The 26985-nt window shown below is 60.9% G+C and carries 24 protein-coding genes, 1 tRNA gene and 1 rRNA gene; 11 read left to right on the forward strand and 15 right to left on the reverse strand.

Translation table 11 applies throughout. The annotated features are described in order from the left end of the window. Nucleotides 1-39 precede the first annotated feature (39 nt). Nucleotides 40-390 (reverse strand): YraN family protein, encoded by a 351-nt coding sequence (locus HDE75_RS25140; RefSeq protein WP_183682367.1) that lies wholly within the window; start codon nucleotides 388-390, stop codon nucleotides 40-42. A 10-nt stretch (nucleotides 391-400) separates the two neighbouring features. Further along, on the reverse strand, nucleotides 401-1705 hold the full coding sequence (locus tag HDE75_RS25145; protein ID WP_183682370.1) for a penicillin-binding protein activator: 1305 nt from the start codon (nucleotides 1703-1705) through the stop codon (nucleotides 401-403). A gap of 60 nt (nucleotides 1706-1765) precedes the next feature. Here HDE75_RS25145 and rsmI point away from each other — a divergent pair, with 60 nt between their 5' ends. Further along, the gene (rsmI, locus tag HDE75_RS25150; RefSeq protein WP_183682373.1) at nucleotides 1766-2674 is read left to right on the forward strand and encodes a 16S rRNA (cytidine(1402)-2'-O)-methyltransferase; all 909 of its coding nucleotides are present in this window, start codon (nucleotides 1766-1768) and stop codon (nucleotides 2672-2674) included. 101 nt (nucleotides 2675-2775) lie between these two features. On the opposite strand, the gene HDE75_RS25155 is transcribed toward rsmI, so the two are convergent. Continuing rightward, nucleotides 2776-3417: a hypothetical protein gene (locus HDE75_RS25155; protein ID WP_183682376.1), complete on the reverse strand. Its 642-nt coding sequence runs from the start codon at nucleotides 3415-3417 to the stop codon at nucleotides 2776-2778. Between the two features lie 165 nt (nucleotides 3418-3582). Here HDE75_RS25155 and HDE75_RS25160 point away from each other — a divergent pair. Further along, nucleotides 3583-3659: transfer RNA gene (locus tag HDE75_RS25160), tRNA-Pro, on the forward strand. 128 nt (nucleotides 3660-3787) lie between these two features. Here the strand turns inward: HDE75_RS25160 and HDE75_RS25165 are convergent. The 11 genes from HDE75_RS25165 to HDE75_RS25215 all read right to left on the reverse strand — a co-directional run bounded on the left by HDE75_RS25165 (nucleotide 3788) and on the right by HDE75_RS25215 (nucleotide 16430). Next, nucleotides 3788-4708: a hydroxymethylglutaryl-CoA lyase gene (locus HDE75_RS25165; protein WP_183682379.1), complete on the reverse strand. Its 921-nt coding sequence runs from the start codon at nucleotides 4706-4708 to the stop codon at nucleotides 3788-3790. A 1-nt stretch (nucleotide 4709) separates the two neighbouring features. Beyond that, a complete protein-coding gene (locus tag HDE75_RS25170; protein ID WP_183682383.1) occupies nucleotides 4710-5642 on the reverse strand; it encodes a 2-hydroxyacid dehydrogenase in 933 nt (310 codons plus the stop codon). Between the two features lie 9 nt (nucleotides 5643-5651). Beyond that, nucleotides 5652-7664, reverse strand: coding sequence for an acetyl/propionyl/methylcrotonyl-CoA carboxylase subunit alpha (locus HDE75_RS25175; RefSeq protein WP_183682386.1), 2013 nt, complete (start codon nucleotides 7662-7664; stop codon nucleotides 5652-5654). 88 nt (nucleotides 7665-7752) lie between these two features. Continuing rightward, nucleotides 7753-8799 (reverse strand): biotin synthase BioB, encoded by a 1047-nt coding sequence (gene bioB / locus HDE75_RS25180; protein WP_183682390.1) that lies wholly within the window; start codon nucleotides 8797-8799, stop codon nucleotides 7753-7755. Nucleotides 8800-8845: 46 nt separating this feature from the next. Continuing rightward, complete coding sequence (gene bioD / locus HDE75_RS25185) at nucleotides 8846-9628, reverse strand: dethiobiotin synthase (RefSeq protein WP_183682392.1); 783 nt, start codon at nucleotides 9626-9628, stop codon at nucleotides 8846-8848. Further along, a complete protein-coding gene (gene bioF / locus HDE75_RS25190; RefSeq protein WP_183682395.1) occupies nucleotides 9618-10814 on the reverse strand; it encodes an 8-amino-7-oxononanoate synthase in 1197 nt (398 codons plus the stop codon). The genes bioD and bioF overlap by 11 nt, the downstream gene beginning before the upstream one ends. A 1-nt stretch (nucleotide 10815) precedes the next feature. Next, nucleotides 10816-12144 carry an adenosylmethionine--8-amino-7-oxononanoate transaminase gene (gene bioA, locus HDE75_RS25195; RefSeq protein ID WP_183682398.1) on the reverse strand — a complete coding sequence of 443 codons (1329 nt, stop codon included), beginning with the start codon at nucleotides 12142-12144 and terminating at the stop codon, nucleotides 10816-10818. A 20-nt stretch (nucleotides 12145-12164) separates the two neighbouring features. After that, complete coding sequence (locus tag HDE75_RS25200) at nucleotides 12165-12953, reverse strand: enoyl-CoA hydratase/isomerase family protein (protein ID WP_183682401.1); 789 nt, start codon at nucleotides 12951-12953, stop codon at nucleotides 12165-12167. 15 nt (nucleotides 12954-12968) lie between these two features. Beyond that, nucleotides 12969-14591, reverse strand: coding sequence for a carboxyl transferase domain-containing protein (locus HDE75_RS25205; protein WP_183682404.1), 1623 nt, complete (start codon nucleotides 14589-14591; stop codon nucleotides 12969-12971). Between the two features lie 40 nt (nucleotides 14592-14631). Then, nucleotides 14632-15075 (reverse strand): YchJ family protein, encoded by a 444-nt coding sequence (locus HDE75_RS25210; protein WP_183682407.1) that lies wholly within the window; start codon nucleotides 15073-15075, stop codon nucleotides 14632-14634. A 77-nt stretch (nucleotides 15076-15152) separates the two neighbouring features. Then, the gene (locus tag HDE75_RS25215; protein WP_260174388.1) at nucleotides 15153-16430 is read right to left on the reverse strand and encodes a D-amino acid dehydrogenase; all 1278 of its coding nucleotides are present in this window, start codon (nucleotides 16428-16430) and stop codon (nucleotides 15153-15155) included. Between the two features lie 347 nt (nucleotides 16431-16777). On the opposite strand from HDE75_RS25215, the gene HDE75_RS25220 reads away from it, so the two are divergent. The 8 genes from HDE75_RS25220 to HDE75_RS25255 all read left to right on the forward strand — a co-directional run bounded on the left by HDE75_RS25220 (nucleotide 16778) and on the right by HDE75_RS25255 (nucleotide 25073). Then, on the forward strand, nucleotides 16778-17518 hold the full coding sequence (locus HDE75_RS25220; protein ID WP_183682410.1) for a GntR family transcriptional regulator: 741 nt from the start codon (nucleotides 16778-16780) through the stop codon (nucleotides 17516-17518). Between the two features lie 89 nt (nucleotides 17519-17607). Then, nucleotides 17608-18489 (forward strand): N-acetylmuramic acid 6-phosphate etherase, encoded by an 882-nt coding sequence (locus HDE75_RS25225; protein WP_183682413.1) that lies wholly within the window; start codon nucleotides 17608-17610, stop codon nucleotides 18487-18489. Between the two features lie 45 nt (nucleotides 18490-18534). Further along, nucleotides 18535-19830 carry an MFS transporter gene (locus tag HDE75_RS25230; protein ID WP_183682415.1) on the forward strand — a complete coding sequence of 432 codons (1296 nt, stop codon included), beginning with the start codon at nucleotides 18535-18537 and terminating at the stop codon, nucleotides 19828-19830. Between the two features lie 129 nt (nucleotides 19831-19959). Continuing rightward, nucleotides 19960-21621: a glycoside hydrolase family 10-like protein gene (locus HDE75_RS25235; RefSeq protein WP_183682418.1), complete on the forward strand. Its 1662-nt coding sequence runs from the start codon at nucleotides 19960-19962 to the stop codon at nucleotides 21619-21621. A gap of 83 nt (nucleotides 21622-21704) precedes the next feature. Then, on the forward strand, nucleotides 21705-22625 hold the full coding sequence (locus HDE75_RS25240; protein WP_260174391.1) for an N-acetylglucosamine kinase: 921 nt from the start codon (nucleotides 21705-21707) through the stop codon (nucleotides 22623-22625). 27 nt (nucleotides 22626-22652) lie between these two features. Then, entirely contained in the window at nucleotides 22653-23474 is an 822-nt protein-coding gene (locus HDE75_RS25245) for an N-acetylmuramoyl-L-alanine amidase (protein WP_183682424.1), read from the forward strand. An 82-nt stretch (nucleotides 23475-23556) separates the two neighbouring features. Next, nucleotides 23557-24459 carry a LysR family transcriptional regulator gene (locus HDE75_RS25250; protein ID WP_183682427.1) on the forward strand — a complete coding sequence of 301 codons (903 nt, stop codon included), beginning with the start codon at nucleotides 23557-23559 and terminating at the stop codon, nucleotides 24457-24459. Beyond that, the gene (locus HDE75_RS25255) at nucleotides 24459-25073 is read left to right on the forward strand and encodes a M15 family metallopeptidase (RefSeq protein WP_183682430.1); all 615 of its coding nucleotides are present in this window, start codon (nucleotides 24459-24461) and stop codon (nucleotides 25071-25073) included. Before HDE75_RS25250 ends, HDE75_RS25255 begins: the two co-directional genes overlap by 1 nt. Here the strand turns inward: HDE75_RS25255 and HDE75_RS25260 are convergent, their stop codons facing one another. Next, a complete protein-coding gene (locus tag HDE75_RS25260; RefSeq protein ID WP_183682433.1) occupies nucleotides 25074-26453 on the reverse strand; it encodes a sodium-dependent transporter in 1380 nt (459 codons plus the stop codon). A 470-nt stretch (nucleotides 26454-26923) separates the two neighbouring features. Here HDE75_RS25260 and HDE75_RS25265 point away from each other — a divergent pair. Continuing rightward, nucleotides 26924-26985 (forward strand): 16S ribosomal RNA (locus tag HDE75_RS25265); the annotation flags it as partial.

The raw sequence follows: 26985 nt of genomic DNA on the forward strand, positions 1-26985 counted from the left end.
CAGGCGCGCGGTATGGCGAACAAGCACTGTAAAAAATGCTTACATATCCAAAATGTTTTTCAGCCAGCTTATGTGGGTACCATCGATGGCTACCGCGTCGAAGCGGCAGGGCGGCAGCTTTTTTTGCCCCAGCAGATAGGTCTGGGCTGCGCGCACCATGCGCCGCTGCTTGGGCTGCGTGATGCTGGCCAGGGCGCCGCCGAAAGCCGTGCTGCTGCGTCGGCGCACTTCGACAAACACGATCACTTTGCCATCGCGCATGATCAGGTCGAGTTCCCCGCCCTTGCACAAAAAATGGCGCTGCAGCAGCACCAGGCCCTGCAGCAGCAAATACGCCAGCGCATCGTCCTCCGCCTGCCGCCCCAGTATTTGCGTATTCTGTGCAGGCATGGCGGCTGGCTTATTGTGCTGGCGGCGTGTTCGCTGGCGGCCACACGGCTACGGCGCCGTTCTGGTAGCTGGCTGCCTGTTCCGTGCGTTCAAAACGCAGCTGGCCAGCATCGGAGCGCACCGATAAACGGCCGGTTACGCCGTCGAGCGTAAAGGGGGCACCCTGGCGCAGCGCCACTTCACGCGCCACGCGGAAGGCGTCGATGCCCAGCGCATACAGGCGTTCCATGTCCGCTGTCAGGCGGCGGTCGTTTGGCTGTGGCGGTTGCGGATACACCATCACTTGCGGATGATCGCGCTGCACCTGCCATGGCAAGTCCAGCAGGCGCACGCCGTCCAGTTCGGGGCCGCTGGCGCCGCGCCCGGCACCTGGGTTGAGCGACGACGTGCCATATAAAGGCAGGTCGCTGCCGATGGCCACGCGCAGCTGGCGCGCCTGGTCGGCGTCCAGCGCGGCAAACAGCAGGCCCGGTGGCGTGGCGGCCAAGCGCGCACGCAGCTGCACCATTTCGGCGTCGCTCAGGTAGCCGTTCACGGCCGACAATTCAAGTACATCCACCTTGCCGCCCTGGCGCAGCCATTCCTGCTTGAAGGCGGTGCTGATGCGGCGTTGCGATGGCGCGCCGGCCGACAGGATCAGCGCGCTGGCGCCCGGTTGTTCGCTGGCCGCCCAGGCAGCCACCTGGCGCGCTTCCGCTTCGATTGACAGGCCCATTACCAGCAGTTTGGCGGGCAGGCGCGCTTCGTCGCGGTTGTCGGGATGATTCAGGGCGATCGTCGGTTTGGTGACCAGATCGCTATTGGCCACCGCCGTCACGGCCGAGCGCGCCAAAGGCCCCACCACGATATCCTGTTCTCTTTGCGCCTGGGCAAAGGTGTTCAGTACGTCGCTGGTGGTCTCGCCCGTATCGGTCACGCTCACTTCAAAGCCGCTGCGGTCGCGCTCATAGGCGGCCATGAAGCCGGCGCGCAGCAGTTCGGCGGCCGGGCCCAGGGTTTCCGAACGCAGCGGCAGCAGCAGGCCGATGTGGTGCAGCTGGCCATCGGATGGCGCTGGCGCCGTGGCGGGGGGCATGTCTTGCCCTATGCCGGTGGCCGGTTTGTTCGGGATGGGCGCCACGTTGGGCGTGCCGCCCTCGTCATACGAGGTAATATTCGGCACCGCCACGGCAAACGTCACCGCTTCGGGTGCTGGCGGGCGCGGTGGCCGCGGCGGGGGCACTGGCTTGGGTGGCGGCAGCGCACTTGTGTTTGATTCAATAGGCGCGCACAATTGCCCGGGCGCGTCGCAAGGCGTGCTGCAAGCGCTCAGCATGCCAGCCGCGCCACAAACAAGCAGTAACTTCACACTATTAGCAAGCATCTGACCCCCAAAATGACCGTACAAGAAAGTAGTTTAATCGCCAACCTTCCCATCATGACAGAGGCGGCGCACCAGGTCTATCCTATAGCAACATTGTATGTAGTGGCCACGCCGATCGGCAATGTGACCGATATCAGCCTGCGCGCACTGCATCTGCTGAGCCTGGCCGACGCCGTCGCCTGTGAAGATACCCGCAATACGGCGCACCTGATGACGCGTTTTGGCTTGAACAAGCCTTTGATTGCTGCGCATCAACATAATGAACGCGAAGTGGCGGAAACCCTGATCGCCCGCCTGCAGGCCGGCGAGCGCATCGCGCTCGTTTCCGACGCGGGCACGCCGGCTGTCTCCGACCCTGGCGCACGCATCGTCGATGCCGTGCGCGCGGCCGGCTTGCGCGTGTTGCCTTTGCCGGGCCCATCGGCGGCGATCACCGCCATTTCCGCCAGCGGCTTGCTCAATGACCAGTTTTATTTTGTCGGCTTCCTGCCGGCCAAGGCCAAACAGCGCGAAAACATCTTGCACAGTCTGCGCGGCGTCACCGCCACCATGGTGTTTTACGAAGCGCCGCACCGCATCCTCGATTGCGCCACGGCCCTGGCCGAAGCGTTCGAGCCGACCCGGCAAGTGGTGTTTGCGCGCGAACTGACAAAACTGTTTGAAGAAGTGCACCGCTGCCCCCTGTCGGAAGCGGTCGCCTGGATACGCGCCGATGCGCACCGCGAAAAAGGCGAATTCGTCGTCTTGCTGGAAGGCGCCACCGAAGCGCAGGATGCGGAAGACGTGGAAGCCGAGCGCATCCTGAACATCCTGCTGGCCGAATGCAGCGTGAAACAGGCCGCCAACCTGACGGCGCAAATCACCGGCCGCAAGAAAAACGCTTTATATGAGCGGGCCTTGCAGCTGAAGGGGCAGGAATAAGGGGCAGGAATAAGGAGCAGGAATAAGGAGCAGGAATAAGTTCGGTCCATCCTGCCCAGATTGGGGTGGATCGTAGCCAATCTGGGTATCTTGTCAGTGTGTTACCACTTGCAGCCGCTATCCTTTTTATCCAACAGCATCAGTACGGGCGCCAGGATGCCGGCGCCCGCATAAGCGGTGCGGCAATCGCCGCGCTTGCCTTCGGCGATATCGCGCGCCAGCTGGGTTTCCGTTTGCAGCGGTTTGTCGGGGATTTGCCCCACCGCCGTGCCTACCTTCGAGGGATCGCGTTCGCTGGCGACCTTGCGCGCGGTTTTCAGGGCCGCATTCATGTCGAACTTCGGCGTGTCACTGCTCAGTGCATCGGGCGTCGCCACTGGCGCCGGTGGCGTGGCAGGCGCGATAGTGATCGTATTCTGGCTGGGTGGCTGCGCCGTGATCAGGGGCGTCTCTTCCCTGCTGATGGCTTTTTTCGGCGTGCTGATCGGCTTGGGCTCGGGTTTCGGCTTGGCTTCCGCAATCGGTGGCGGCGGAGGTTTGGCGGCTAGCGGGCGTATCCAGACGGCGATCGATTCCACACGGGGGCCGGTATCGGGAATTGCCACCGGTTTCACCGCGCGCCAGACATAGATCAAGCCGGCGTGCAGCAGCAACGACACAGCAATGCCCAGTGCGATGCCGCGCCGGTTGCGCAAGAAAGGGATGGCATTCCCTTGCGTGTGGATTTCTGTACTGAAATGCATTGCCGTCCTCACCTGATGGCTGATCGGGAAAACCTGCGACCCCAGTGTCGCATACATCGCAAGTTTTTAAAAATACATGAGCCTTTGTTCCGCCCGTAAATAATTTACATAGAGTTTCACCTGACCCTTGACCGAAGTCGATACGGTCTGTATTATCTTGGTCTTCGGAGTGTGGCGCAGCCCGGTAGCGCACCTGGTTTGGGACCAGGGGGTCCAAGGTTCGAATCCTTGTACTCCGACCAAATTTGTAGAAAAAAACCCAGAAGTTTCGGCTTATGGGTTTTTTTTCGTCTGTACGGCCGGGGTCAGACCCCCGGCTGCGTTGGCGCCGGGATTGATGCTAGCGGCATTGAGGGTCTGACCCCAAATTTCAGGCGACGCGCTTCGCCGCAATCGCATTGCCTGCCCGGCTGGAACCCTTGCGGCCCAGCTGCTGCGAGATGAACTGGCCCGCGTCCACCACCAGGTCCAGGTCGATCCCGGTACTGATGCCCAGGCCAGCCATCATGTACAGCACGTCTTCTGTGGCCACATTGCCGGTGGCGCCCTTGGCGTAGGGGCAGCCGCCCAGACCCGATACGGAGGAATGGTAAATCGCGATGCCTGTTTCCAGGCTGGCGTAGATATTCGCCAGCGCCTGGCCATAGGTATCGTGGAAGTGGCCGGACAAGCCGCCCACATGGAAGGCGCGGATGGCGCGGTCCATCACGGCTTGCGTCTTGCGTGGCGTGGCTACGCCGATGGTGTCGGCGATGTCGATTTCGTCGCAGCCCAGGTCGCGCATGCGCCCAACCACGTCTTCCACGGCATCGAGTGGCACCTCGCCCTGATATGGGCAGCCAAACGCGCAGCTGATGCTGCCGCGCAGGCGTAAGCCGTGTTCCTTGGCCGCTTTCGCCACGCCTTCGAAGCGGGCGATCGATTCGGCGATCGAGCAGTTGATATTCTTTTGCGAAAACGCTTCCGAGGCTGAACCGAAGATCACTACTTCATCGGCCTTTGCCGCCAGCGCCGCATCAAAACCTTGCATGTTGGGTGTCAGTGCGGAATAGATCGTGCCGGGACGGCGCGCGATCTTTTGCATCACTTCCGCGCTGGTGGCCATCTGCGGCACCCATTTGGGCGACACGAAGGACGCCGCTTCGATATTGGCGAAACCGGCCTGCGTCAGCCTGTCGACCAGCTCGATCTTGACGGCGGCGCTGATGGTTTCCTTTTCGTTTTGCAGGCCGTCGCGCGGACCGACTTCGACGATTTTTACTTGCTTGGGCAAATTTGGCTGCGGATTCATCTCAATATCCTTGCAAACGGTTGACGATGCCGGCGACCGTGTCGCCAGCTTGCAGGCGCCGCATCTTGGCGGCGATTTGGACCACGCTTTCGCGGCGCAGGGTAGCGGCTGAAATATGCGGCGTGATGGTGATGCGTGGCTCTTGCCAGAACGGGTGCTGCTGCGGCAGCGGCTCGTTGCGGAACACGTCCAGGGTGGCGCCGGCGATATGGCCCGAGCGTATCAGGGTCAGCAGATCCGGTTCAGCCAGGTGCGCGCCGCGCGCCACGTTGATCACATAAGCGCCGGGCAGTAGCATGGAAAGGCGTGTGCGGTCCAGCAGGTTGTGCGTGTCGGGCGTGAGCGGCAGCATGCAGACGAGTACCCGCGTGCCGCGCAAGAAGGTTTCCAGCCCTTCCTCGCCTGCGAAGCAGTCCACACCATCGAGCTGCTTCTGGCTCCGGCTCCAGCCGCGCAGGGGAAACTCGAATTGCGCCAGCGCGTCCAGCACACGCGTGCCCAGTGCGCCCATGCCCAGCACGCCGACGGGAAAATCGGCTTTGTCAAAAGCAGGCAATGGCTGCCAGATGCCGGCGCGGGCTTGCGCTTCATAATCGTCGAAGCGGCGGAAATGGCGCAGCACGGCGTGACTGACATATTCAGCCATCTGCACACCCATGCCTGCATCGTCCAGGCGCACCAGCGGCACGTGCGCGGGCAGCGCCTCGCCGAATTTGAGCAAGGCATCCACGCCAGCGCCCGTGTTGAAGATGGCTTTCACTTCGCTCAATGCGGGCAGCATGGCTGCCGGCGGTTGCCAGACGACCGCGTAGTCACAGGGCGCTACTGGCTCACCATCGCGCCAGAAAACGATCTCGGCCTCGGGCAGCTGGGAGTTAAAATCGGCGATCCACGCCGCCTGCTTGCCGTCCGAACGTTGTAGAAGGATGCGCATGGTGCTGACTCAGGCTGCCGCCTTGAAAGCGAGCAGCGGCGCGCCATCGGCCACCTGGTCGCCGACGGCATACAGCACGTCTTCCACCAGGCCGTCGTGCGGCGCGGCGATGGTGTGCTCCATCTTCATCGCTTCCATGATGACCAGCGGCTCGCCCTTTTTCACATCCTGCCCTTTGCCCACCAATACTGCCACCACCTTGCCCGGCATCGGCGCCGTCAGGCGTCCGCCTTCGGCTTCCGTTTCGCCCGCATGCGCCATCGGATCGTTGTAGTGCAAGGTGTAGTGCGCGCCGCCGGTAAACACGTGGAACTGTTCGCCGTCGCGCAGCACCGTGCCGTGCACGGCGCGCTCGCCCAGCTTGATATGCAGCTCCATGCCTTTGTCTGTTGTCAGGCTCACAGGCTGGTCGTTGAACAGCCAGCCATCGGCGGCATACGTCACGCGCACTGCATACGCTTTGCTATCACTGGCCAGCGCAAATTCATCGGCAAAAGACAGGCTGCGTTTCAGCGCGCTGTTCAAACGCCAGCCCTGGGCATTGCCCCACGGGCCGCTGCCATCGTTGGCGGCCGCTTCCTGCGTCAGCAGGGCCACGGATGCCAGGGCCAGGGCCGTATCGGGTGCCGCTTGCAGCGCAGGGAACAGGGCATCGTGATTGCGTTCGATCAAACCCGTATCGAGGTCTGCGCTGGAGAATGCCTGGCCGAGCACCAGGCGTTTCAGAAAAGCGATATTGGTGGCCAGTCCCACGACCTGGTATTCCGACAGCGCCTGCGCCATGCGCGCCAGCGCTTCGCGGCGGTCAGCGCCCCAGACGATCAGTTTGGCGATCATCGGGTCATAGAATGGCGAAATCGCATCGCCCTCGCGCACGCCCGAATCGATGCGCACGCCGGCTGGCACGCTGGTTCCGCCCAGCTCGAACGTCACGGCTTGCGGCGAGTGCATATGGCGCAAAGTGCCGATCGACGGCAAGAAACCCTTCTCCGGGTTTTCCGCATAGATGCGCGCCTCGATGGCGTGGCCGCGTATCGTCAATTCGCTTTGTTTTTTCGGCAGTGGTTCGCCAAAGGCGACGCGCAACTGCCATTCCACCAGGTCGGTACCGGTGATCATTTCCGTTACCGGATGTTCCACCTGCAGACGCGTGTTCATTTCCATGAAGTAGAACGACCCATCCTGGTTGGCGATAAATTCCACCGTACCCGCACCCACATAGCCGACAGCTTTGGCGGCTGCCACGGCCGCTTCACCCATGGCGGCGCGGCGCTCGACCGGCATGCCAGGTGCCGGCGCTTCTTCCAGCACTTTTTGATGGCGGCGCTGCACCGAGCAATCGCGTTCGAACAGGTAGATACAATTGCCCACAGTGTCGGCAAACACCTGGATTTCGATATGGCGTGGACGCGACAGGTATTTTTCAGCCAATACCTTGTCGTCGCCAAAAGAGCTGATCGCTTCGCGCTTGCAGGAAGCTAAGGCTGCCTTGAAATCGGCCGAATTTTCAATCACGCGCATGCCCTTGCCGCCACCGCCAGCTGACGCTTTCAGCAGCACCGGATAGCCGATCTGGTCGGCTTGCGTGTGCAGGAAATCAGCATCCTGGTTTTCGCCATGGTAGCCAGGCACCAGCGGCACATTGGCCTTTTCCATCAGCGACTTGGCCGCCGACTTGGAACCCATGGCGCGCATGGCCGATGCCGGCGGGCCGATAAAGACCAGGCCCGCCGCGTGGCAGGCGTCGGCGAAGTCCGCGTTCTCGGACAAGAAACCGTAGCCTGGATGGATCGCCTGCGCGCCCGTGGCCAGCGCCACGGCGATGATCTTGTCGCCGCACAGATAGCTTTCCTTGGCTGCGGCCGGGCCGATCAGCACCGCTTCATCGCACACGGCGACGTGCTTGGCCTTGGCGTCCGCTTCCGAATACACGGCAACAGTCTGGATACCCATGTGGCGCGCGGTAGCGGCGACACGGCAAGCGATTTCGCCGCGGTTGGCGATCAGGATTTTAGTGAACATGGTCTCTCTCTTTGCAGCTCGTGGCTGGAAGTTTTTTATTGGTTGTGCGGAGGCTGGCTGGTAAGCCTGCCTCCGGCTTGGGCGCTTATCAGCAGCCGCACTTCTCTTTCTGTACCGATTCGAGCATGGCGCCGCGCGTTTGCAGGCCCAGCTTGTTCAACAGGGTGCGGTCGTCTTCTGCTTCCGGGTTGTCGGTGGTGAGCAGCTTGTCGCCGTAGAAAATCGAGTTGGCGCCCGCCAGGAAGCACATCGCTTGCACGGCTTCGCCCATCTGACGGCGGCCGGCGGACAGGCGCACGCGCGCTTTTGGCATGGTGATGCGGGCTACGGCGATCGTGCGCACGAATTCGAACGGGTCCAGCGCGTCCAGGCCGTACAAAGGCGTACCTTCCACTTGCACCAGGTGGTTTACCGGTACCGATTCAGGATACGGATTCAGGTTGGCCAGCTGGGCGATCAGGCCGGCGCGCTGCAAACGCGTTTCGCCCATGCCGACGATGCCGCCGCAGCATACTTTCAAGCCTGCTTCGCGCACGCGGCCCAGAGTGTCCAGGCGGTCCTGGTATTCACGCGTGGAGATCACGTTGTCGTAGAACTCGGGCGCCGTGTCCAGGTTGTGGTTGTAGAAATCGAGGCCGGCGTTTTTCAGGCGGTCGGCCTGGCCTTCTTCCAGCATGCCCAGGGTGGCGCAGGTTTCCAGGCCCAGGGCCTTGACCTTGCTGACCATCTCTTCGACTTTTTCCATGTCGCGGTCTTTCGGGCTACGCCAGGCGGCGCCCATGCAGAAGCGCGTGGCGCCGTTGGCCTTGGCTTGGCGCGCTGCGTCCAGTACCGTGTCGATGTCGAGGATTTTTTTCGCTTCCACACCCGTGTCATAGCGGGCTGCTTGCGGGCAGTAGCCACAGTCTTCTTCGCAGCCGCCGGTCTTGATCGACAACAGGGTGGCCAGTTCCACGTCGCCGTCAGGGAAATTGACGCGGTGGGTTTGCTGCGCCTTGAACATCAGGTCATTGAATGGCAGGTCGAACAGGGCCAGCACATCTTCCAATGGCCAGGTGGCCGCTTCGGGCAGGGTGATGCGCGCCGTTGGGCGGTGCAGTTCGACGGTTTTTGCTGCTTCTTGGACTTGAGACATGGTGATTCCTTCGCTGATATTTTGGTATATATATTGAGTGATGCGTTTAATTGTTCGGGCGTTGGGCGGGCCAATTCGGCAAGCCCGTAAAATCGAGATAGGCGGCGGCCGCTTCGGCGGAAGGCTGCGCCAGGCGCGGCACCCTGCCCAGCAGCGGCGCCGGGATGCGCTCGATCAGTGCATCGATATTTTCATCGAGGAAGCGCATTTCCACTTCCAGGGTATTGGCGACCCAGCCCGCTACCTTCAAGCCGCGCGCTTCGACCGCTTCGACTGTCAGCAGGGCCTGGCTGATGCAGCCCAGGCGCATGCCGACTACCAGGATCACCGGCAAGTCCAGCTGCTGCGCCAGGTCGGCCGAATCGTAATCGGCGGACAGGGGCACGCGGAAACCACCCACGCCTTCGACCACCACCGCGTCCGAGGCGGCGGCGATTTCCAGGTAGGCGGCCAAAATGGGCACCGAATCGATGCTGACGCCTTCCAGCGCGGCGGCGATATGCGGCGCAGCTGGTTCCTTCAGCATATACGGCGTGGTCAGGCTGCGCAGCATGGTGACGTTGCCGGCGGCGATCAGGCTGTCGGCGTCTTCATTATGCAGCTCGCCGTCGCGCAGCTCGGCGCCGGCTGCCACCGGCTTCATGCCGCAGGCGCGCACGCCGCGCTGTACCAGCGCGTGCAGCAGCGCCGACGAGGTCAGGGTCTTGCCGATTTCCGTGTCGGTGCCCGTCACGAAACAGGCAAATGGCAGCGGCAGGCCGACTGCTGCTGCGGCAGGGCTGGGCTGCACGGCCAGGTCGCTGGCCGCGATAGGGTCTTCAAGGCTCATGGCGAGTCCTTTCAAGCGTGTTGACTGCATTGATCAATTGCGCCACTTCCTGCATCGTATGGCCGGCCGACAGGGTGACGCGCAGGCGGGCCGTGCCGAGGGGGACGGTAGGCGGACGGATCGCGCCCACCCACAGTCCCTGCTGGTAAAGCGCCGCTGCGATGCCCATCATCTCGGCGTTGTCGCCGATGATCACGGGCTGGATGGCGGTCAACGATGGCAAGGCTTGCCAGCGTTGCAGCTGTAGCCCATCGTTCCACTGCGCGATCAGCGCGGCCAGGTGTGCGCGGCGCTGTGTTCCTTCTTCACCGGCGATGATATCGAGGCTGGCCAGCAGCGCGTGCGCCAGCGCCGGCGGGGCAGCGGTGGTGAAGATGTACGGGCGCGCTTTCTGGATCAGGGTTTCGATCACGGCTTCATGCGCCGCGACAAAAGCGCCGCCTACGCCGGCCGATTTGCCCAAAGTCCCCACATACACCAGATACGGCGAGTGCAGATCAAAATGTTCGAGTGCACCGCGGCCGTTCTCTCCCAGTGCGCCAAAGCCGTGCGCATCGTCGACCACCAGCCAGGCGCCGTATTGTTCGCACAGGGCCAGTAGCGCGGGTAGCGGCGCCAGGTCGCCATCCATGCTGAAAACGCTGTCGGTGACGACGATCTTGTTCTTTGCTTTACTTTCTGCCAGCAAGGCGGCCAAGGCAGCCAGGTCGGCGTGCGGATACACGCGCGTCTTGACGCGCGACAGCCGCGTGCCGTCGATCAGCGAGGCGTGGTTCAGCGCTTCCGAAAAAATCTCGGTTTCCGGGTCGCCAGCCGCCAGGCCTGTCAGCACAGCCAGATTGGCCATATAGCCGGTGCAGAAATACAGGGCGCGTGCGTGTTCCAGGTTGGTCCCGACAAAGCTGGCCAGCCGTTCTTCCAGCTGCGCGTGGGCGCGGCTGTGGCCACTGATCAGGTGTGAAGCGCCGCTGCCGGCGCCGTACAGGTCGGCGCCTTCCTTCAGCGCTTCCACGATGCGCGGATGCGCGGCCAGACCCAGGTAGTCATTGCTGCAAAAGGCCAGCATGTCGCGGCCGTCCACCGTCAGGCGTGGCGCGCACGGCGTTTCCACGGTGCGGCGGCGGCGGATAAGGCTGCGCTCTTCCAGGCCGTGCAACTGCTGTTTCAGGCGGGTGATCAGTTCCATTTCAGGCCCCGATCACTTGATTGAAGACCGCCAGGGTCTGCTGGCCCAGGCCGGCGATTTCTTCGTCGTTCAATATATACGGCGGCATCAGGTACACGGTGGAACCGATGGGGCGCATCAACAGTTCATGCTCCAGCGCCGTGCTGAAGAAGCGGCGCGAAAAATCAGGCGCCGCGTCGACTGCATCGAAGGCCCAGATCATGCCCTGCTGGCGGAAATTGACGACTTTTTCATGCTGTACCAGCGGCGCCAGCGCCTGCGTGATTTTCGCGGCGCGCACCTGATTGCTTACCAATACTTGGTCTTCTTCAAAGATGGACAAAGTCGCCAGCGCGGCGCGGCAAGCCAGCGGGTTGCCCGTGTACGAGTGCGAATGCAAAAAGCCGCGGCGCACGTCGGTGCTGTAAAAGGCCTGATAAATATCTTCGCGCGTCATCACCAAGGACAAGGGCAGGTAGCCGCCGCTGATGCCTTTCGACAGGCAGACGAAGTCGGGCCAGATACCAGCCTGTTCGCAGGCGAAGAAAGTACCCGTGCGGCCGCAGCCGACGGCGATTTCATCGAGGATCAGATGCACCTGATAGCGGTCGCACAAGGCGCGCACCAGCGACAGGTACAGCGGGTCGTGCATGGCCATGCCGGTGGCGCATTGCACCAGCGGTTCGATGATGATGGCGGCGATCTTGTCCGCTTTTTGCTGGAACAGCTGTTCCACTTCAAAGGCGGCGCGGCGCGCCACGTCCTGCGCTGTTTCACCTTCATTCGCCTGGCGGTAGTCGGGCGATATCACGGTTTGCGTCGCGCGCAGCAGCGGGCCGTAGGCATCCTTGAACAGCGCCACATCGGTGACGGCCAGCGCGCCGATGGTCTCGCCGTGGTAACTGCCTTTCAGGCAGACGAATTCCTGTTTTTCACTCTGGCCGCTATTGCGCCAGGCGTGAAAACTCATTTTCAGGGCGATTTCCACCGCCGAGGCGCCATCCGAGGCATAAAAGCTGTGACCAAGCACGCCATTGGTGAGGGCGGAGAGTTTTTCCGACAGTTGTATCACCGGTTCGTGAGTAAAACCAGCCAGCATGGCGTGTTCCAGGCGGTCCAGCTGATCCTTCAATTCCGCATTGATGCGCGCATTGGCATGGCCGAACAGGTTCACCCACCAGGAGCTGATGGCGTCCAGGTAGCGCCGGCCTTCGTGGTCGTACAGCCAGGCGCCGCGGCCATGGCTGACGGGGATGAGCGGCACAGTCTCGTGGTGCTGCATTTGCGTACACGGATGCCACACGCTGCGCAGACTGCGTTCGACCCAGCCCGATTGTTTTTCTGCTTTCAAAACTGCTCCAATAGATATTGCTAGCCCATGAGCCAACTCGGCTTGCGCTTGTCCAGGAACGATTGCACGCCTTCGCGCCCCTGTTCCGAGGCGCGGATCTGCGCGATGCGTTCGGCGGTATCCAACAATAATGCGTCGTCGACGGGCTGGCCGGCGATCTCGCGCACCAGCGTCTTCGCCTGTGCCACCGCGTGCGGGCTATTGCCCGTCAGCGCTTTCAGCACTTCCGCGGTTTTCGCGTCCAATGTTTCGGCGGCGACGACTTCGTGGACAAAGCCCATCCGCAGCGCGTCCTGCGCGGAGAATCGCTCCGCGGTCAGGAAGTAGCGGCGTGCCGCGTTTTCGCCCATGGCCTTGATGACATACGGTGAAATAGTGGCCGGGATCAGTCCCAGCCTCACTTCGCTCAGGCAGAAATGCACGTCTTCCGCAGCCAGAATGATATCGCATGCGGCCACCAGGCCCATGCCGCCGGCATAACAGTCGCCCTGCACCTTGGCCACCACGGGCTTCGGGCACAGGTAAATCGTGCGCAGCATCTGCGCCAGCTGCAGCGCGTCGGCCTGGTTTTCGGCATGCGTGTAGCCGGCCATTTTCTTCATCCAGTTCAAGTCCGCACCGGCGCAAAACGCTGCGCCATTGGCGGCCAAGACGATGGCGCGCACCATCTCGCTGCGGCCCAGGCCTTCGAAAGCGCGCGCCAGTTCGGCGATCGTGGTTTCATTGAAGGCGTTGCGCACATCCGGGCGGTTCAGGGTCACGGTGGCGACATTGCCCTCGATGACGATTTTCAGTGTCTCGAATTCCATGTTCTCTCCTCCCGGTCACATGCGGAAAACGCCGAACTTCGTGTCCGGGATTTCGGCGTTCAGCGCTGCCGACAGGCCCAGGCCCAGCACCATGCGGGTATCGGCCGGGTCGATCACGCCATCGTCCCACAGGCGTGCGGTGGCATAGTATGGGTGGCCCTGGTGTTCATACTGCTCCTTGACCGGCTGCTTGAACGCGGCTTCTTCTTCCGCGCTCCACTGCCCGCCCCGGCTTTCGATGCCGTCGCGCTTGACGGTTGCCAGCACGGACGCGGCCTGGTCGCCGCCCATGACGGAGATGCGGGCATTGGGCCACATCCACATGAAGCGCGGTGAAAACGCGCGGCCGCACATGCCGTAATTGCCGGCGCCGAAGCTGCCGCCGATAATTACCGTGAACTTCGGCACGCTAGCGGTGGCCACGGCGGTGACCATCTTGGCGCCATTGCGGGCGATGCCCTCGTTTTCATATTTGCGGCCCACCATGAAGCCGGTGATATTTTGCAAAAACACCAGCGGGATTTTGCGCTGGCAGCACAGTTCGATGAAATGCGTGCCTTTCAGCGCCGATTCCGAAAACAGAATGCCGTTGTTGGCGATGATGCCGACTTTCATGCCATGGATATGCGCAAAACCGCAGATCAGGGTGGTGCCGTAGCGGGCCTTGAATTCATCGAAATCGCTGCCGTCGACGATGCGCGCGATCACTTCACGTACATCGAACGGCTTGCGCGTATCGACCGGGATCACGCCATACAGTTCCTGCGGCGCGTACTTCGGTTCGACAGATTCGCGCAGCGCCATCTGCTGCGGCTTGACCCGGTTCAAGTTGGAAACGATGGTGCGCGCCAGCGACAGCGCATGCAAATCGTTTTGCGCAAGATGGTCGACTACACCCGACAAGCGCGTATGCACGTCGCCGCCGCCTAGGTCTTCCGCCGTCACCACTTCGCCGGTGGCCGCTTTTACCAGTGGCGGGCCGCCGAGGAAAATCGTGCCCTGCTCCTTGACGATGATTGATTCATCGCTCATGGCTGGCACATACGCGCCGCCAGCCGTGCAAGAACCCATCACCACGGCGATTTGCGGGATGCCCTTGGCCGACAAATTGGCCTGGTTATAGAAGATGCGGCCGAAATGGTCGCGGTCCGGGAAGACGTCGTCCTGGTTCGGCAGGTTGGCGCCACCCGAATCGACCAGGTAGATGCAGGGCAGGTTGTTCTGGTCGGCGATTTCCTGGGCGCGCAAATGCTTTTTGACCGTCATCGGGTAATACGTGCCGCCCTTGACGGTCGCGTCGTTACAGACGATCACACATTCCTGGCCCGAGACGCGGCCGATGCCGGTGATGATGCCGGCACTGGGCGCCGCATCGACGCCGTTGGCGTCCTGGTACATGGCGTAGGCCGCCATCTGCGAAAACTCGAGGAAAGGCGTACCGGGATCGAGCAGCATCTGCACCCTGTCGCGTGGCAGCAGCTTGCCGCGCGCCAGATGCTTGGCAGCTGCCGCCTCGCCACCGCCGGCGGCGATTTTTTCCACCTTGTCGCGCAAATCGTCGACGATGGCTTGCATGGCGGCGGCATTGGCCTTGAAATCTTCACTGCGCGGATTGAGTTTGCTTTCGATGTGCGGCATTGCGGTTCCTTTTTATTATCGCCCGGTCTCTCGGGTCGCGCTATTCGGGAAAACTGCCGTCGAGATAAAACCAGCGCAAGCCGCCTTCACCCTGCTCGCGCACGAAGCGGCTGACTTCATGCAGGCGGTGCGCGCGGCCGCTGACTTTGTAGCGGGCCACGAATTCGACGGTGTCGCGGTTACTCTCTTCGGTTTGATCTGCTGATTTTGCTTTACGTTGACGTAAACGTAAAGCAGATTTTACCTCAAGTCCCAGCCAGTGCACTTTTTCTTCATCGGCAAACAAAGGCTCGCCGGGACGGGTGCTGGCGTGCCAGGTGGCGCGCAGATAGGCTTCGTCGCGCAGGGTAAAGGCCGTGTAGCGCGAGCGCATCAGGGTTTCGGCGGTGGGCGGCAGGGCGGCGCCCGTGATATACGGTCCGCAGCAAGTGGCGTAGGCAGTGCCGCCGCAGGGGCAGGCAGCAGTTTTTTGGGGTGTGGGCATGCGGTCTTATCGACGTGGAAACAGGAAAGTCCCGCAATTATCCGCCATATCGGCCTTGCCGGTTGCCGCCTGCCCGCTTATCGACTGGGGCTGAGGAAATCCAGCGTAAACGGTGGCGCCTGGCCAGCCATCAGGTCGGCAAGGACACGCGCCGTGCCGGCTGCAAAGGTAAAGCCCAGCGGGCCGTGGCCCACGTTCAGCCATAGATTGCTATATTTGCTAGGGCCCACCAGCGGCGCGCTGTTCGGCGTGGCGGGCCGCAAGCCGGCCCAGGCCGTGGCTTGCTCATAGTCGGCCGCCTGCGGCATCGCTTCACGCGCCAGCCGGGTCAGGCCGGCGATGCGGCTCGCATCGATGCGGGTATCGGCGCCCACCATGTCGACCATCGCGGCCACGCGCAGGCTGCCACCGATGCGCGCATACAGTACCTTGCGCTCGAAATCGGTGATGCTGATCTCGGGCGCCAGGTCTTGTGCGCGGATCGGCGCGTTCAGGCTGTAGCCTTTCAAGGGATACAGCGGCAGATAGATGCCGGCGCTGGCGGCCAGGTCGCGGCTCTGGATGCCGGCCGCCAGTACGTAGTGATCCGCTTCCAGCAAGCCCAGGCTGGTATCGATGCCGCTGATCTTGCCGCGGTTCGTCATGAACTGGCGCGCTTCGCCCTTGAGCAGCAAAGCAAAGTTGGGGTGCTCCAGCAGCCGCGCTTCCAAAGCCTGGCAAAAGGCGTGGCAATCGGCCACCGCCTCGCCTTCGGTAAAAATGCCGCCTGCCAATGCACCCTGCAGCGCGGCCAGGGCCGGTTCGCGCTGTACCGCTTGCTCTGGCGTCAGCACGATGCGGACTTCTTCCGATTCCGGCCTGGCCACGGCGCGCTGGAAAATCGCGGGCGAGCGGTAGACGATCAATTTGCCCGCATCGCGCCAGGCATAGGCTTCCGGTGGCACGGACAGTTCCAGCTGGGCCATGCCGGTTCGGCTCAGTTCGCCCAATTCCAGCAGCTTGGCGGTGGTGCGGGCATTGCTGGCGGCGTTGCAGTTGCGCAGGAAACTTGCCAGCCAGCGCCATTGGCGCCAGTCCGCCTCGGGACGAAAGCGTAGCGGCCCATCTTTTTGCAGCATCCATGCCAGCGCTTTCAGGGGCACGCCCGCGTCCGCCAGCGGCGCCACATAGCGATAGCTGAGCTGGCCGCCATTGCGATAACTTGCGGCAATGGCCACCTGTTCGTTGCGTTCCAGCACCGTGACCTTGTAGCCGGCCTCTGCCAGCCACCAGGCCGAGGTCAGGCCGACGATGCCAGCACCGATGATGATGACTTGCTGTCCTGCTCCTGGGTGCTGCCGGGTTTCTTGCATCATGCCTCGCCTGTATTGCATTCGTTGCACTCCCATGGTGCGGGAGCAGTCGATGAAAGCTTAGAGGCTGGGAAACAAGCGAGCCAATGAAACATCATGGTGCAGCCATAACTTCCAGGAATGCATAGCACGGCATTTCCGCGCAGTTGCATGGAAACTGCCTGCCACAATCTGGTGCGTGATCAAATACAACATTGTCTATTTGTTTATCAATGTTGACGTTTGGAACACTGAAACATTGTTTTTTTCACTTTATAACCGTTATTTATGCCCATTTTCCATTTATTCATGGTTGGATGGCATACGCACAAGCGCCTTCGCTATTACACTAGTCATACAAGGAGAACTGTATGAGCCGGACCAGTGTGGAAATCAAGGTCGATTTAAATGACAATTCGCCTTTATATATGCAGATCGCCCGCAAGCTGAGCGATGACGTGCGTAACGGTCGTTACCAGGTAGACCAGGCTTTGCCATCTGAACGTACCCTGTCCGAATTGCTCGACGTGTCGCGCGTGACTGCGCGCAAGGCCATCGACCAGCTGGTCGAGCAGGGCCTCGTCGTGCGCCGCCGCGGATCGGGCAACTATATTGCCCCCCGTATCGAGCAGCCGCTATCGAATCTGTCGAGCTTTTCCGAACAATTGCAGCAGCGCGGCTACCGTCCCGGTTCGCGCTGGCTCAAGCGCGAAGTGGTGATTGCCAGCAGCGACGATCAACTGAGCCTGGGCCTGCCCCAGAATACCAAGGTGGCGCGCCTGGAACGCTTGCGCCTGGCTGACGACGTGGTGATGGCATATGAAGTGAGCGTTTTGCCGTTCAGCGTGGTACCGGACCCGGCTGCCGTGGGCGATTCCCTGTATGCCTATTTAAACAGCATCCGCAAAGCGCCCGTGCGCGCCTTGCAGCACATCCGCGCCATGAACGCGACAGCCGTGCTGGCCGAACAACTGGGCGTGCCCGATGGCCAGGCCGTGCTGTTCATCACGCGTATCGCCTACCTGGAAACGGGCGAGGCGGTGGAGCTGACGCATTCTTACTGCCGCAGCGATCATTACGATTTCGTAGCAGAAATGCGCCGCAGTCCATAAGTCCCCGTTATGCCCGCCTGACATCCTTTCATGGCTGACTGCTTTGCTTGGTATTAAACTGGTTTCATCGTTTAACATGTTCGGAAGTCATGCTGAAAACTGAAACCCCGAGCCGGCGGCATCCGGAGTTGGATACTTATCCGGTCGAGCAACTGGTGGCGGCCTTTGTCGATGACCAGTTCTGGGCCGTCGAAGCGGTGCGGCTGGCGTCGCCGCATATCCGCGCAGCCGTGACGGCCGCCTTGCCCCGTATCGCCGCTGGCGGGCGCCTGCTGTATGTGGGCGCGGGCACTTCGGGGCGGCTTGGCGTGCTCGACAGTGTAGAACTGAATCCCACCTTTTCCTGGCCGCCCGAGCGGGCGGTCGCCCTCCTGGCCGGTGGCCAGGGCGCCATGTTCACCGCCGTCGAAGGCGCGGAAGATGATCTTGAGCAAGGAGGGCTGGACTTGCTCACTCTTCAGCCGCAGCCGGACGACGTGGTGATCCTGCTGGCCGCATCCGGCGCCACGCCGTATGTGCTGGGGGCGTTGCGGGCGGCGCGCGAGGCGGGCGCCTTGACAATAGGCATCGCCAATAATCCCGGCGCGCCGGTGGCGCTGAAGGCGGAATACGGCATCGTGCTCGACACGGGCGCGGAAGTGATTTCTGGCAGCACCCGGCTAAAGGCGGGCACGGCGCAAAAAATTACCCTGAATACGATTTCCAGTGCGCTGATGGTCGGTTTGCATAAAACCTATGGAAACTTGATGGTAGACTTGAAGCCGACCAACGCCAAGCTGATTTTGCGGGCGGTGCGGTTGACCATGCACGCCACCGGCGCCGATGAAGCGCAGGCTAGGGCAGTGCTGGAGCAATGCCAGTTTCACGTCAAGGTGGCGATGGTTGCCTTGTTAAAAAAAATCACCACAGACCAGGCACAGGCATTGTTGGCCGGAGCGAACGGCAGTGTGCGGGCAGCACTGGCGGCTTGATCCGATGGCGCATCATTCTTTTGTCCGGTCGAAGACGAAGGATGTATGGAGCTTGTGAAACACAGCGCGCCAGCGCGCGCGACTAATCCATGGCAGTGGATCCCCACCCTGTATTTTGGCCAGGGCATCCCTTATGTTGTTGTCATGACACTGTCCGTGATCATGTACAAGAACTACGGTTTTTCCAATACCGATATCGCGCTCTACACGAGCTGGCTGTACCTGCCATGGGTCATCAAGCCGCTATGGTCGCCCTTCATCGATATGTACCGTACCAAGCGTTTCTGGATTATCGGCTTGCAGCTGGTGATCGGCGCGGCGCTGGCGCTGGTGGCCTTGACCACGGCCCTGCCCCATTTCTTCCAGATCAGCCTGGCGATTTTCTGGCTGATGGCCTTCAGTTCGGCTACGCATGATATTGCCGCCGATGGTTTTTATATGCTGGGCCTGGAGCAACACCAGCAAGCGGCCTTCGTCGGCGTGCGCAGCACCTTTTATCGCCTGGCGATGATCGCCGGTCAGGGCGGCCTGGTGTTTCTGGCCGGCTATCTGACGCATGTCACGGGCAATGTGCAACTGGCCTGGTCCAGCGTGTTCGCCATCCTGGCGGGCTTGTTCATCGCCCTCTTCATCTATCACTATTTTGTGTTGCCCAAGCCAGCCGACGATAAGCCCAGCATCGCGCGTGACGGCGCCTCGCCGCTGCAGGAATTCCTTGCCACCTTTGCCGCCTTCTTCAAGAAAAAAGATATTGTCGTCATCCTCGGTTTTTTACTGCTGTTCCGCCTTGGCGAAGCGCAATTGCTGAAACTGGCCGCGCCCTTCCTGCTGGACCCCGTGAGCAAGGGCGGCCTGGGACTTTCCACGGAAGAAGTCGGCCTGGTCTACGGCACCATCGGCGTGATCGCGCTGACCCTGGGCGGTTTGCTGGGCGGTTATGTGATTTCCCGCTTCGGCTTGAAGCGTATGTTGTGGATCATGGTGCTGGCTGTGCACTTGCCCGACCTGGTATTTGTTTACCTGGCCACGGCTTTGCCCAGCAATATCTATCTGATCGCTGGCGGCATCGCACTGGAGCAATTCGGTTATGGCTTCGGTTTTGCTTCTTATATGTTGTACATGATCATGGTGTCCGACGGCGCCCATAAAACCGCCCATTACGCCATTTGTACGGGCTTCATGGCTCTGGGCATGATGTTGCCCGGCATGGCCAGCGGCTGGATACAGCAATGGCTAGGCTATCAGCACTTCTTCATCTGGGTCTGCATCGCCACCGTGCCCGCCTTCATCATGGCGGCGCTGGTCAAGATCGATCCCGAATTCGGCAAGAAGGCTGCCTGACGTTCATGATGGCTGTGCGTGGCTTCACCGAATGCCCACGCACAGTAAAATGCCCCGCTTAGTTGCGTACTTAGTTGCGTCATTGACTGCGTGATCATCGATCGGACCCTATTTCTGCAAGGAATTGTTTTGCTTTCTACATTGAAAAAACGGCTGGGCGCCGCCGCCAGTGCGATCGCCGCGCTGGCCGTGGCCGGCTTGCTCAGCAGCTGTACCAGCACCAAAATGCCGTCTGATGTGAATCCCGGTATGACGGCTTTGCCAGGCTTGCCGCCCGTCGAGCACATCACGGGCGAAGTGCCGCCACCGGCGCCGCGTGAATTCCGCGCCGCCTGGGTATCGACCGTCGCCAATATCGACTGGCCCAGCCGCAGCAACTTGCCGGTGGCCAAACAGCAGGCGGAAGCCATCGCTATCCTCGACCGCGCCAAGTCCTTGAATCTGAATGCGATCGTGCTGCAGGTGCGCCCCAGCGCCGATGCCATTTACCCGTCGCAGTTGGAACCATGGTCCGAATATCTGACGGGCAAGCAAGGCCAGCCGCCGTTGCCCATGTATGACCCGCTGGCCTTCTGGGTAACCCAAGCGCATGCGCGCGGCCTGGAATTGCACGCCTGGTTCAATCCCTACCGCGCCCGCCACGCTACTGCCAAGTCGCCGCTCGCGCGCGACAGTTTCGCCGTCACCAACCCAGCATCCGTCAAGCAATACGGCCGCTATCTGTGGATGGATCCAGGCGATGCCGCAGCTTCCAAGCACACCACCGATGTGGTGCTCGACGTGGTGCGCCGCTACGATATCGATGGCGTGCATATCGACGATTATTTTTATCCCTATCCTATCGATGCGCCCGGCGCGGGCAGCAATGCCGGCGCCGGTGCAGAAGCTGCCGCACTCGATGCAGGCAGCGGCGGCGCCAAGCGCGAGCTGCCCTTCCCCGATGAACCGTCGTGGCAGCAATATCTGCTGGGTGGCGGCCAACTGGACCGCGCTTCCTGGCGCCGCCAGAATGTGAACCAGCTGATCGAGTCTTTGTATACGGGCATCCACCGCGAAAAGAGCTGGGTGCGTTTCGGCATCAGCCCCTTCGGTATCGGCCGCCCGGACCGCCGCCCGCCAGGCATCGTCGGTTTCAGCCAGTACGATAAATTGTATGCGGATGCGGAACTGTGGTTGTCCAGGGGCTGGCTCGATTATCTGTCGCCGCAACTGTACTGGCCGGTAGGACAGGCGCCACAGGCGTTTGGCGTGCTGCTCGACTATTGGCTGGCGCAAAATCCGTATGGCCGCCATATATGGCCGGGCCTGTACACCAGCCGCATCGACAATACGGCCAAGTCTTACACGCCGCAAGAGATCATCAAGCAGATTGAATTGACGCGCACGCGGCCCGGTGCGAATGGTCAGGTGCATTTCAGCATGATTCCCCTGATGCAAAACCGCAAGGGCATCAGCGATCAATTGAAAGCCACGGTCTACCAGAGCCCTGCCCTGATTCCCGCCACGCCATGGCTGGGCACGGAAGCGCCAGGCACGCCGACGGTGATCATGCGCCGCGATACGACCAGCGTGAACCTGAAATTCACGGCGGGCGCTGGCAAGCCCGTGACCCAGTACGCGGTCTGGGCCCGTTACGGCGCAGACTGGCGTTTCACGGTGGTCTCTGGTCTACAAAGCGAACTGACCCTGGTGGACGATTCCACCGGTAAAGTCAATGCCGTGGTGGTCAGCGCCGTGGACCGTCTCGGCAATGAAAGCCCCCGCGTCACTTTACGCCAGCCGGCCCAGTAAAGGCTGTCCACCTATAACCTGCAGGCATGAAACATGCGCAAGCTTTCATGCCTGCAGCGCTTGCTTGGCTTTACACTGATGCGATGACTTCTTTCTCTACAGACAGGCTGGGCTTGGGTATCGATGCGGGCGGCACGCAAACGCGCTGGGCCTTGGCCAGCGTGGACGGCAGCATCGTTGCCGAAGGCGCGGTAGAGGGACTATCTGCCTTGCAAATGAGCAGCGCCGCAGGCCGCACCGCCTTGCAGACCACCTTTACCAAGCTGTGTCAGGAGGTATCGGACATCGGCCAGCCGACCCAGGTATTGGCTGGGCTGACAGGTTTTGGTGGCGATGGCGCCATGTTGACCGGCTTGCTGGCAGAATTGCTGGCGCTGGACGTGGCAAACGTGAGCTTGGGCAACGATATTGAAATTGCTTATCGCGACAGTTTTGAATTGGGTGAAGGATATCTGGTCTACGCAGGGACGGGCTCGATTGCCGCCTGGATTGATCAGGATGGCGGCTTTCACCGCGCGGGTGGCCGTGGCGTGTTGTTAGATGATGGCGGCGGCGGTTACTGGATCGCACGGGAAGCCCTGCGGCAAATTTGGCGCCGCGAAGATGAGTGCCCGGGCAGTTGGCAAAGCTCTCCCATGGCTGAGGCCGTGTTCGCGCATCTCGGCGGCAGCGACTGGTCCGTGTCGCGCGACTTTATGTATGGGCAAGACCGCGGTACGATAGGCCGTCTGGCGCTGGCCGTGGCTGCTGCTGCCGACACCGATCCGCTGGCGCTTGATATTGTGCAGCGCGCCGGCCAGGAACTGGCGCGGCTGGCGCTGGCCTTGATCGACCGCTATGGTCCGCGTCCCGTGGTATTGGCGGGCCGTGCGGCGCAATTGCACCCAGCCATCTTTGCCGCCATGCAGGCCGCTTTACCCGCATCGCTGGCGCTGCAGCAAAAAGTGGCGCGTGCGCATGTGGCGGCGGCGCGTTTAGCCGCCAGGTCACAGCCGATTACCTAACTTATTTACTCAGATGATGGATTACTCATGAAAATACTCGTTCTCGCCCTGTTCATGGCCTTGCTGTCCGCCTGTACCACCACGCCAGCACCCCACATCGACCATAGCCTGACGGCGCGCGGCCAGAGCCCGCGCGTGAAATTCATCATCATCCACTACACCGTCAGCAACCTGCCCCGCTCGATCCAGATCCTCACGCAGCAGGAAGTGAGCAGCCACTACTTGCTGACCGATACGGCCACGCCGAAGTTTTATGCGCTGGTCGATGAGTCGCGCCAGGCCAATCACGCGGGTGTGAGTAACTGGAAGACTTATACACAGTTGAATGTCAGCTCGATCGGTATCGAGATCGTCAATCCCGGCTACACGGACTCGCCCGAAGGCCGCATCTGGTATCCCTTCCCGCAGGCGCAGATCGATGAATTGATTCCACTGCTGAAAGATATCGTGGCCCGCTACAATATTTCGCCAGAAAATATCCTTGGCCACAACGAGATCGCGCCGCAACGCAAGCAAGATCCTGGACCGCTGTTCCCATGGCGCCAGCTAGCCGACGCGGGCCTGATCGTTTGGCCAGATGCCAACCGGGTTGCCGAACAGCGATTGATTTTTGACCAGCAAGTGCCGGATGCCACCTGGTTCCAGAAGAAGCTGGCCCAGCACGGTTATGCCACGCCGCAGACGGGCATCTTTGACGAAGCCACGCGCAATGTCCTGATCGCCTTCCAGATGAAGTACCGCAATACCCGCTTCGATGGCATGCCCGATGGCGAAACGGCGGCCTTGCTGGAAGTATTGACGACGCCGGCCGCGAAGGCCGTGCCCGTGCCAGCTGTTGCAACAAAGTAGCATGCGGTTCCAGCCCATGACTTTTTCTTATATGCTTAATTCTTACGGCCTCCAGGGCTGAAGCGCGATAAAGGAATAAGTCATGCGGCTGCGTCATATCGAGGTGTTTCACGCCATCATGCAAGTTGGCACCATCAGCGGCGCGGCCCAGGTGCTGCATATTTCGCAGCCGGCCGTGACCAAGGTCTTGCAGCATTGCGAGTTGCAACTGGGCATGCCGCTATTCGAGCGCGTGCGGGGCAAGCTCTACCCGAAACCGGAGGCGCACCGTTTATTTATCGAGACGGAAAAACTCAACCGCGATTTGCTGGGTATACGCCGCCTGGCCGCCAGCCTGAAAAGCCATGCGGTGGAAACCATCCGCCTGGTATCGACACCGACCATCGCGATTAGCGTCTTGCCCTTTGCCATGACTGCCTGGCGCCGCGACTTTCCCCATACCCGTTGCCAGCTGGCCACCCATCACACGGGTGAAATCGTCAACACCTTGCGTCTGGGCGAGGCGGACCTGGCCCTGTCGCTGCAAGACCCGCGCCATCCCGGCATCGTAGCCGAACCGATCGCGCAAGGCGTGATGACAGTCATTGCCCCGGCCGGCACCTGGCACGCAGCCGACTGCGGCACGCCGCTGACGGCGCATGGCTTGTCCGGCGAACTGATCGGCCATGCCGATAATGATCCGCTGGGAGAACTGGTGATCGCCGCCTGCGAAGCGCAGGACATCCATCCCGTCTTCAGTACCGTGGTGCAGACCTATCAAATCGCCCGCTCATTGGTCGAGGCGGGCGCCGGCATGGCCGTGGTCGACCCGTTCACGGCCGCCTCCGGTTCGCCCGAGCGTTTGCAGCGCCGTCCATGGGCGCCGATGATCCCGATACAACTGTATTTATTGACGGCCAGCCATTCGCCGTTGTCGCACGGCGCGCGCCGCCTGGCCGACAGCATCGGCGTGGCCGCACGTAACTGCTTGGAAAGAGGAGTGTAATGTCTGTTGCAAGTCTGCAATTGGAAGCGGTCGCCAGTGATCCGCAATTTCGCCACCTGAGCAGTATCGCCGGTATCGCCGTCGACTTGCGCTACGCCACGCCCGATAATTTCGTCGGCCGCGATTTATATAGTCCCATCGATTGCGCCTGGCTGCACCGCGACGCGGCTGCGGCGCTGGAAAAAGCGGTCGCCTGGTTGTATGAAGAACGGCCCGACCATCATCTGCTGGTATTGGACGCCCTGCGCCCGCAACGGGTACAGCAGCAACTATGGGATGCGCTGCAAGGCACGGAGTTGCTGGGCTATATCGCCGAGCCCAGCCGAGGCTCCATCCACTCGTTCGGCATGGCGCTGGACATTACCATCGTGGGGCCCGACGGGCAGGAGCTCGATATGGGAACCGGTTTCGATGATCTCAGTGAGCGCTCACATCCGGCGCTGGAACTACTATTGCTGGAACGGGGAGACATCACGGAACAGCAGGTAGAGCATCGCCGCCTGTTGCGCGGCGCCATGTTCCAGGCTGGCTTCTTCGGCATCAACAGCGAATGGTGGCATTTCGATTGCGGCGACCGGGTGCTGGTGCGCCAGACCTACACCCGGGTACTTTAACTAGAAGACCTTCAAGCCCTTCAGCATCACCAGCAGTATCAATACGGGCGATACATAACGCAGCAGGAACAGCAGCACCGTGGCCAGCCTGCGGTTCTGCAACAGTCCTTGATTGCCGATCGCCTCGATAAAGTTATCCTTGCCCCAGGCCCAGCCTGTAAACAAGGCAATTGCGATACCGCCTACAGGCAAGAAAATATTCGACGAAACAAAGTCGAACAGATCAAACATATTCAGATTAAACAGCTTGAAGTCGGCCAAGGTGCTGTTACTCAGTGCGCAAGCCGAACCCAGCAAGGCCAGCAGCAGCATCGTCACGACGGTCGCCTTGCTGCGCGACCAGCCCAGGCGCTCATGCAAGATCACCACGGGCACTTCCATCAGCGATAGCATCGCCCCCGTAGCGGCCACGGCGGCCAGAATGAAAAACGCCACCATCAAAAATTGCCCCATGGGGATTTGCGAAAACACGGCCGGGATGGTGATAAAGACCAAGGACGGTCCCGCGCTGGGGGCGAAGCCAAAGGTGAAGACGGCCGGGAAGATGGCGATGCCGGCCAGCATGGAAACGCCCAGGTCGGCTGTCATCACGCGCAAGGTCGTCAGCGGAATATTCTGGTCATCGCGGAAATAACTGCCGTAGGTCATCATCGTACCCATGCCGACGGACAACTTAAAGAAGGCCAGGCCCATCGCCGTCAGTACCACCGAGGCCGTCAGCTTGCTGAAGTCCGGGCGGAACAAAAAGGCCAGGCCATCGCTGGCCTTATCCAGCGACAGGCTGACCGCACATAACAAGAGAAGTAACAAGAACAGCAGCGGCATCAGTTTCTTGGCGATCGCCTCGATGCCTTTGGTCACGCCCAGCATCAAGATGCCGCCGATAAACATCAGCACGCCCCACTGCCACAGCAGCGATTGCAGCGGGTTGCTGATCAGCGAGGCAAACGCCGCTTCGGTGACTTGCTTGTCGCTGCTGAGAATAGAGCCGTCAATCGCCTTGGCGATATAGGCAAACACCCAGCCCACCACTTCCGAATAGAAGGCAACGATGAGGAAGGCGGCCAGCATGCCAATCACGCCGACCAGCCACCAGGGCTGGCCCTTGGTAGCCAGCTTTTCCATGGTCGAGATGGGATTGAGCTTGGCGCGGCGTCCCAGGGTGATTTCGGCAATCATCACGGGTAATCCCACTAATAAGGTAGCCAGCAGATAGATCAGCAGAAAACCGGCGCCGCCATTGGCGCCTGTCAGATAAGGGAACTTCCAGATATTACCGAGGCCGACTGCGGAACCGAGGGTGGCGGCGAGTACGCCAAAGCTGGAGCTAAAGCCTGCCCGTTTCAGGGTAAGGCCTGATCCTTGCGCTTGTTGTTTCATTGTGCTTCTTCTGTGTGTAGGCGCTGTTTTGCGCGGAGGGGTCGAAATTGTAGCAGTTGGGTGCGATTGAGCCGGAAAAAGCCTTGCTTCTATAGGGGCGCTTTGCTATAGTTCGCCTCCCCGATGAAACGCACTAGTTTGCGAGACAAAAGGGAGAAAAAAGAAGGTTGACGAAATGTGCGAAACGCTTCATACTCTTCCTTCTTCGTAGCTGACAAACACAACGCTTTGTCGATAGCGCGAATGTAGTAAATAAGCAGTACCGAATACAGTTCTTTAACAATTAACAGTCGATAAGTGTGGGCATTTGATGGAAGTGCAGCGCTGCGCAAGCAGTGTAAAACTTAAAATATCAAATGTTCACAAGAAATAATGAAATAGGCGCTACGAAAGTAGTGGCCTGTCAGTTTTTTGAGTGAGCGACCCGTCAGCAATGACGGTGCCGGTAAAACGGCAAAGTAACAGAGATTAAACTGAAGAGTTTGATCCTGGCTCAGATTGAACGCTGGCGGCATGCCTTACACATGCAAGT

Origin of the sequence: Janthinobacterium silvisoli (genome assembly GCF_014200725.1) — a bacterium.
Taxonomy (GTDB): domain Bacteria; phylum Pseudomonadota; class Gammaproteobacteria; order Burkholderiales; family Burkholderiaceae_D; genus Janthinobacterium.

Coding starts and splice junctions, on each gene's coding strand:
- HDE75_RS25240 (WP_260174391.1), top strand. CDS start 21,705: ATGACTTCTTTCTCTACAGACAGGCTGGGCTTGGGTATCGATGCGGGC.
- bioB (WP_183682390.1), bottom strand. CDS start 8,799: ATGTCTCAAGTCCAAGAAGCAGCAAAAACCGTCGAACTGCACCGCCCA.
- HDE75_RS25220 (WP_183682410.1), top strand. CDS start 16,778: ATGAGCCGGACCAGTGTGGAAATCAAGGTCGATTTAAATGACAATTCG.
- HDE75_RS25155 (WP_183682376.1), bottom strand. CDS start 3,417: ATGCATTTCAGTACAGAAATCCACACGCAAGGGAATGCCATCCCTTTC.
- HDE75_RS25215 (WP_260174388.1), bottom strand. CDS start 16,430: ATGATGCAAGAAACCCGGCAGCACCCAGGAGCAGGACAGCAAGTCATC.
- bioF (WP_183682395.1), bottom strand. CDS start 10,814: ATGGAACTGATCACCCGCCTGAAACAGCAGTTGCACGGCCTGGAAGAG.
- HDE75_RS25255 (WP_183682430.1), top strand. CDS start 24,459: ATGTCTGTTGCAAGTCTGCAATTGGAAGCGGTCGCCAGTGATCCGCAA.
- HDE75_RS25245 (WP_183682424.1), top strand. CDS start 22,653: ATGAAAATACTCGTTCTCGCCCTGTTCATGGCCTTGCTGTCCGCCTGT.
- rsmI (WP_183682373.1), top strand. CDS start 1,766: ATGACCGTACAAGAAAGTAGTTTAATCGCCAACCTTCCCATCATGACA.
- HDE75_RS25170 (WP_183682383.1), bottom strand. CDS start 5,642: ATGCGCATCCTTCTACAACGTTCGGACGGCAAGCAGGCGGCGTGGATC.
- HDE75_RS25230 (WP_183682415.1), top strand. CDS start 18,535: ATGGAGCTTGTGAAACACAGCGCGCCAGCGCGCGCGACTAATCCATGG.
- HDE75_RS25210 (WP_183682407.1), bottom strand. CDS start 15,075: ATGCCCACACCCCAAAAAACTGCTGCCTGCCCCTGCGGCGGCACTGCC.
- HDE75_RS25200 (WP_183682401.1), bottom strand. CDS start 12,953: ATGGAATTCGAGACACTGAAAATCGTCATCGAGGGCAATGTCGCCACC.
- HDE75_RS25225 (WP_183682413.1), top strand. CDS start 17,608: ATGCTGAAAACTGAAACCCCGAGCCGGCGGCATCCGGAGTTGGATACT.
- HDE75_RS25250 (WP_183682427.1), top strand. CDS start 23,557: ATGCGGCTGCGTCATATCGAGGTGTTTCACGCCATCATGCAAGTTGGC.
- HDE75_RS25260 (WP_183682433.1), bottom strand. CDS start 26,453: ATGAAACAACAAGCGCAAGGATCAGGCCTTACCCTGAAACGGGCAGGC.
- HDE75_RS25205 (WP_183682404.1), bottom strand. CDS start 14,591: ATGCCGCACATCGAAAGCAAACTCAATCCGCGCAGTGAAGATTTCAAG.
- HDE75_RS25140 (WP_183682367.1), bottom strand. CDS start 390: ATGCCTGCACAGAATACGCAAATACTGGGGCGGCAGGCGGAGGACGAT.
- HDE75_RS25145 (WP_183682370.1), bottom strand. CDS start 1,705: ATGCTGAGCGCTTGCAGCACGCCTTGCGACGCGCCCGGGCAATTGTGC.
- HDE75_RS25165 (WP_183682379.1), bottom strand. CDS start 4,708: ATGAATCCGCAGCCAAATTTGCCCAAGCAAGTAAAAATCGTCGAAGTC.
- bioD (WP_183682392.1), bottom strand. CDS start 9,628: ATGAGCCTTGAAGACCCTATCGCGGCCAGCGACCTGGCCGTGCAGCCC.
- HDE75_RS25175 (WP_183682386.1), bottom strand. CDS start 7,664: ATGTTCACTAAAATCCTGATCGCCAACCGCGGCGAAATCGCTTGCCGT.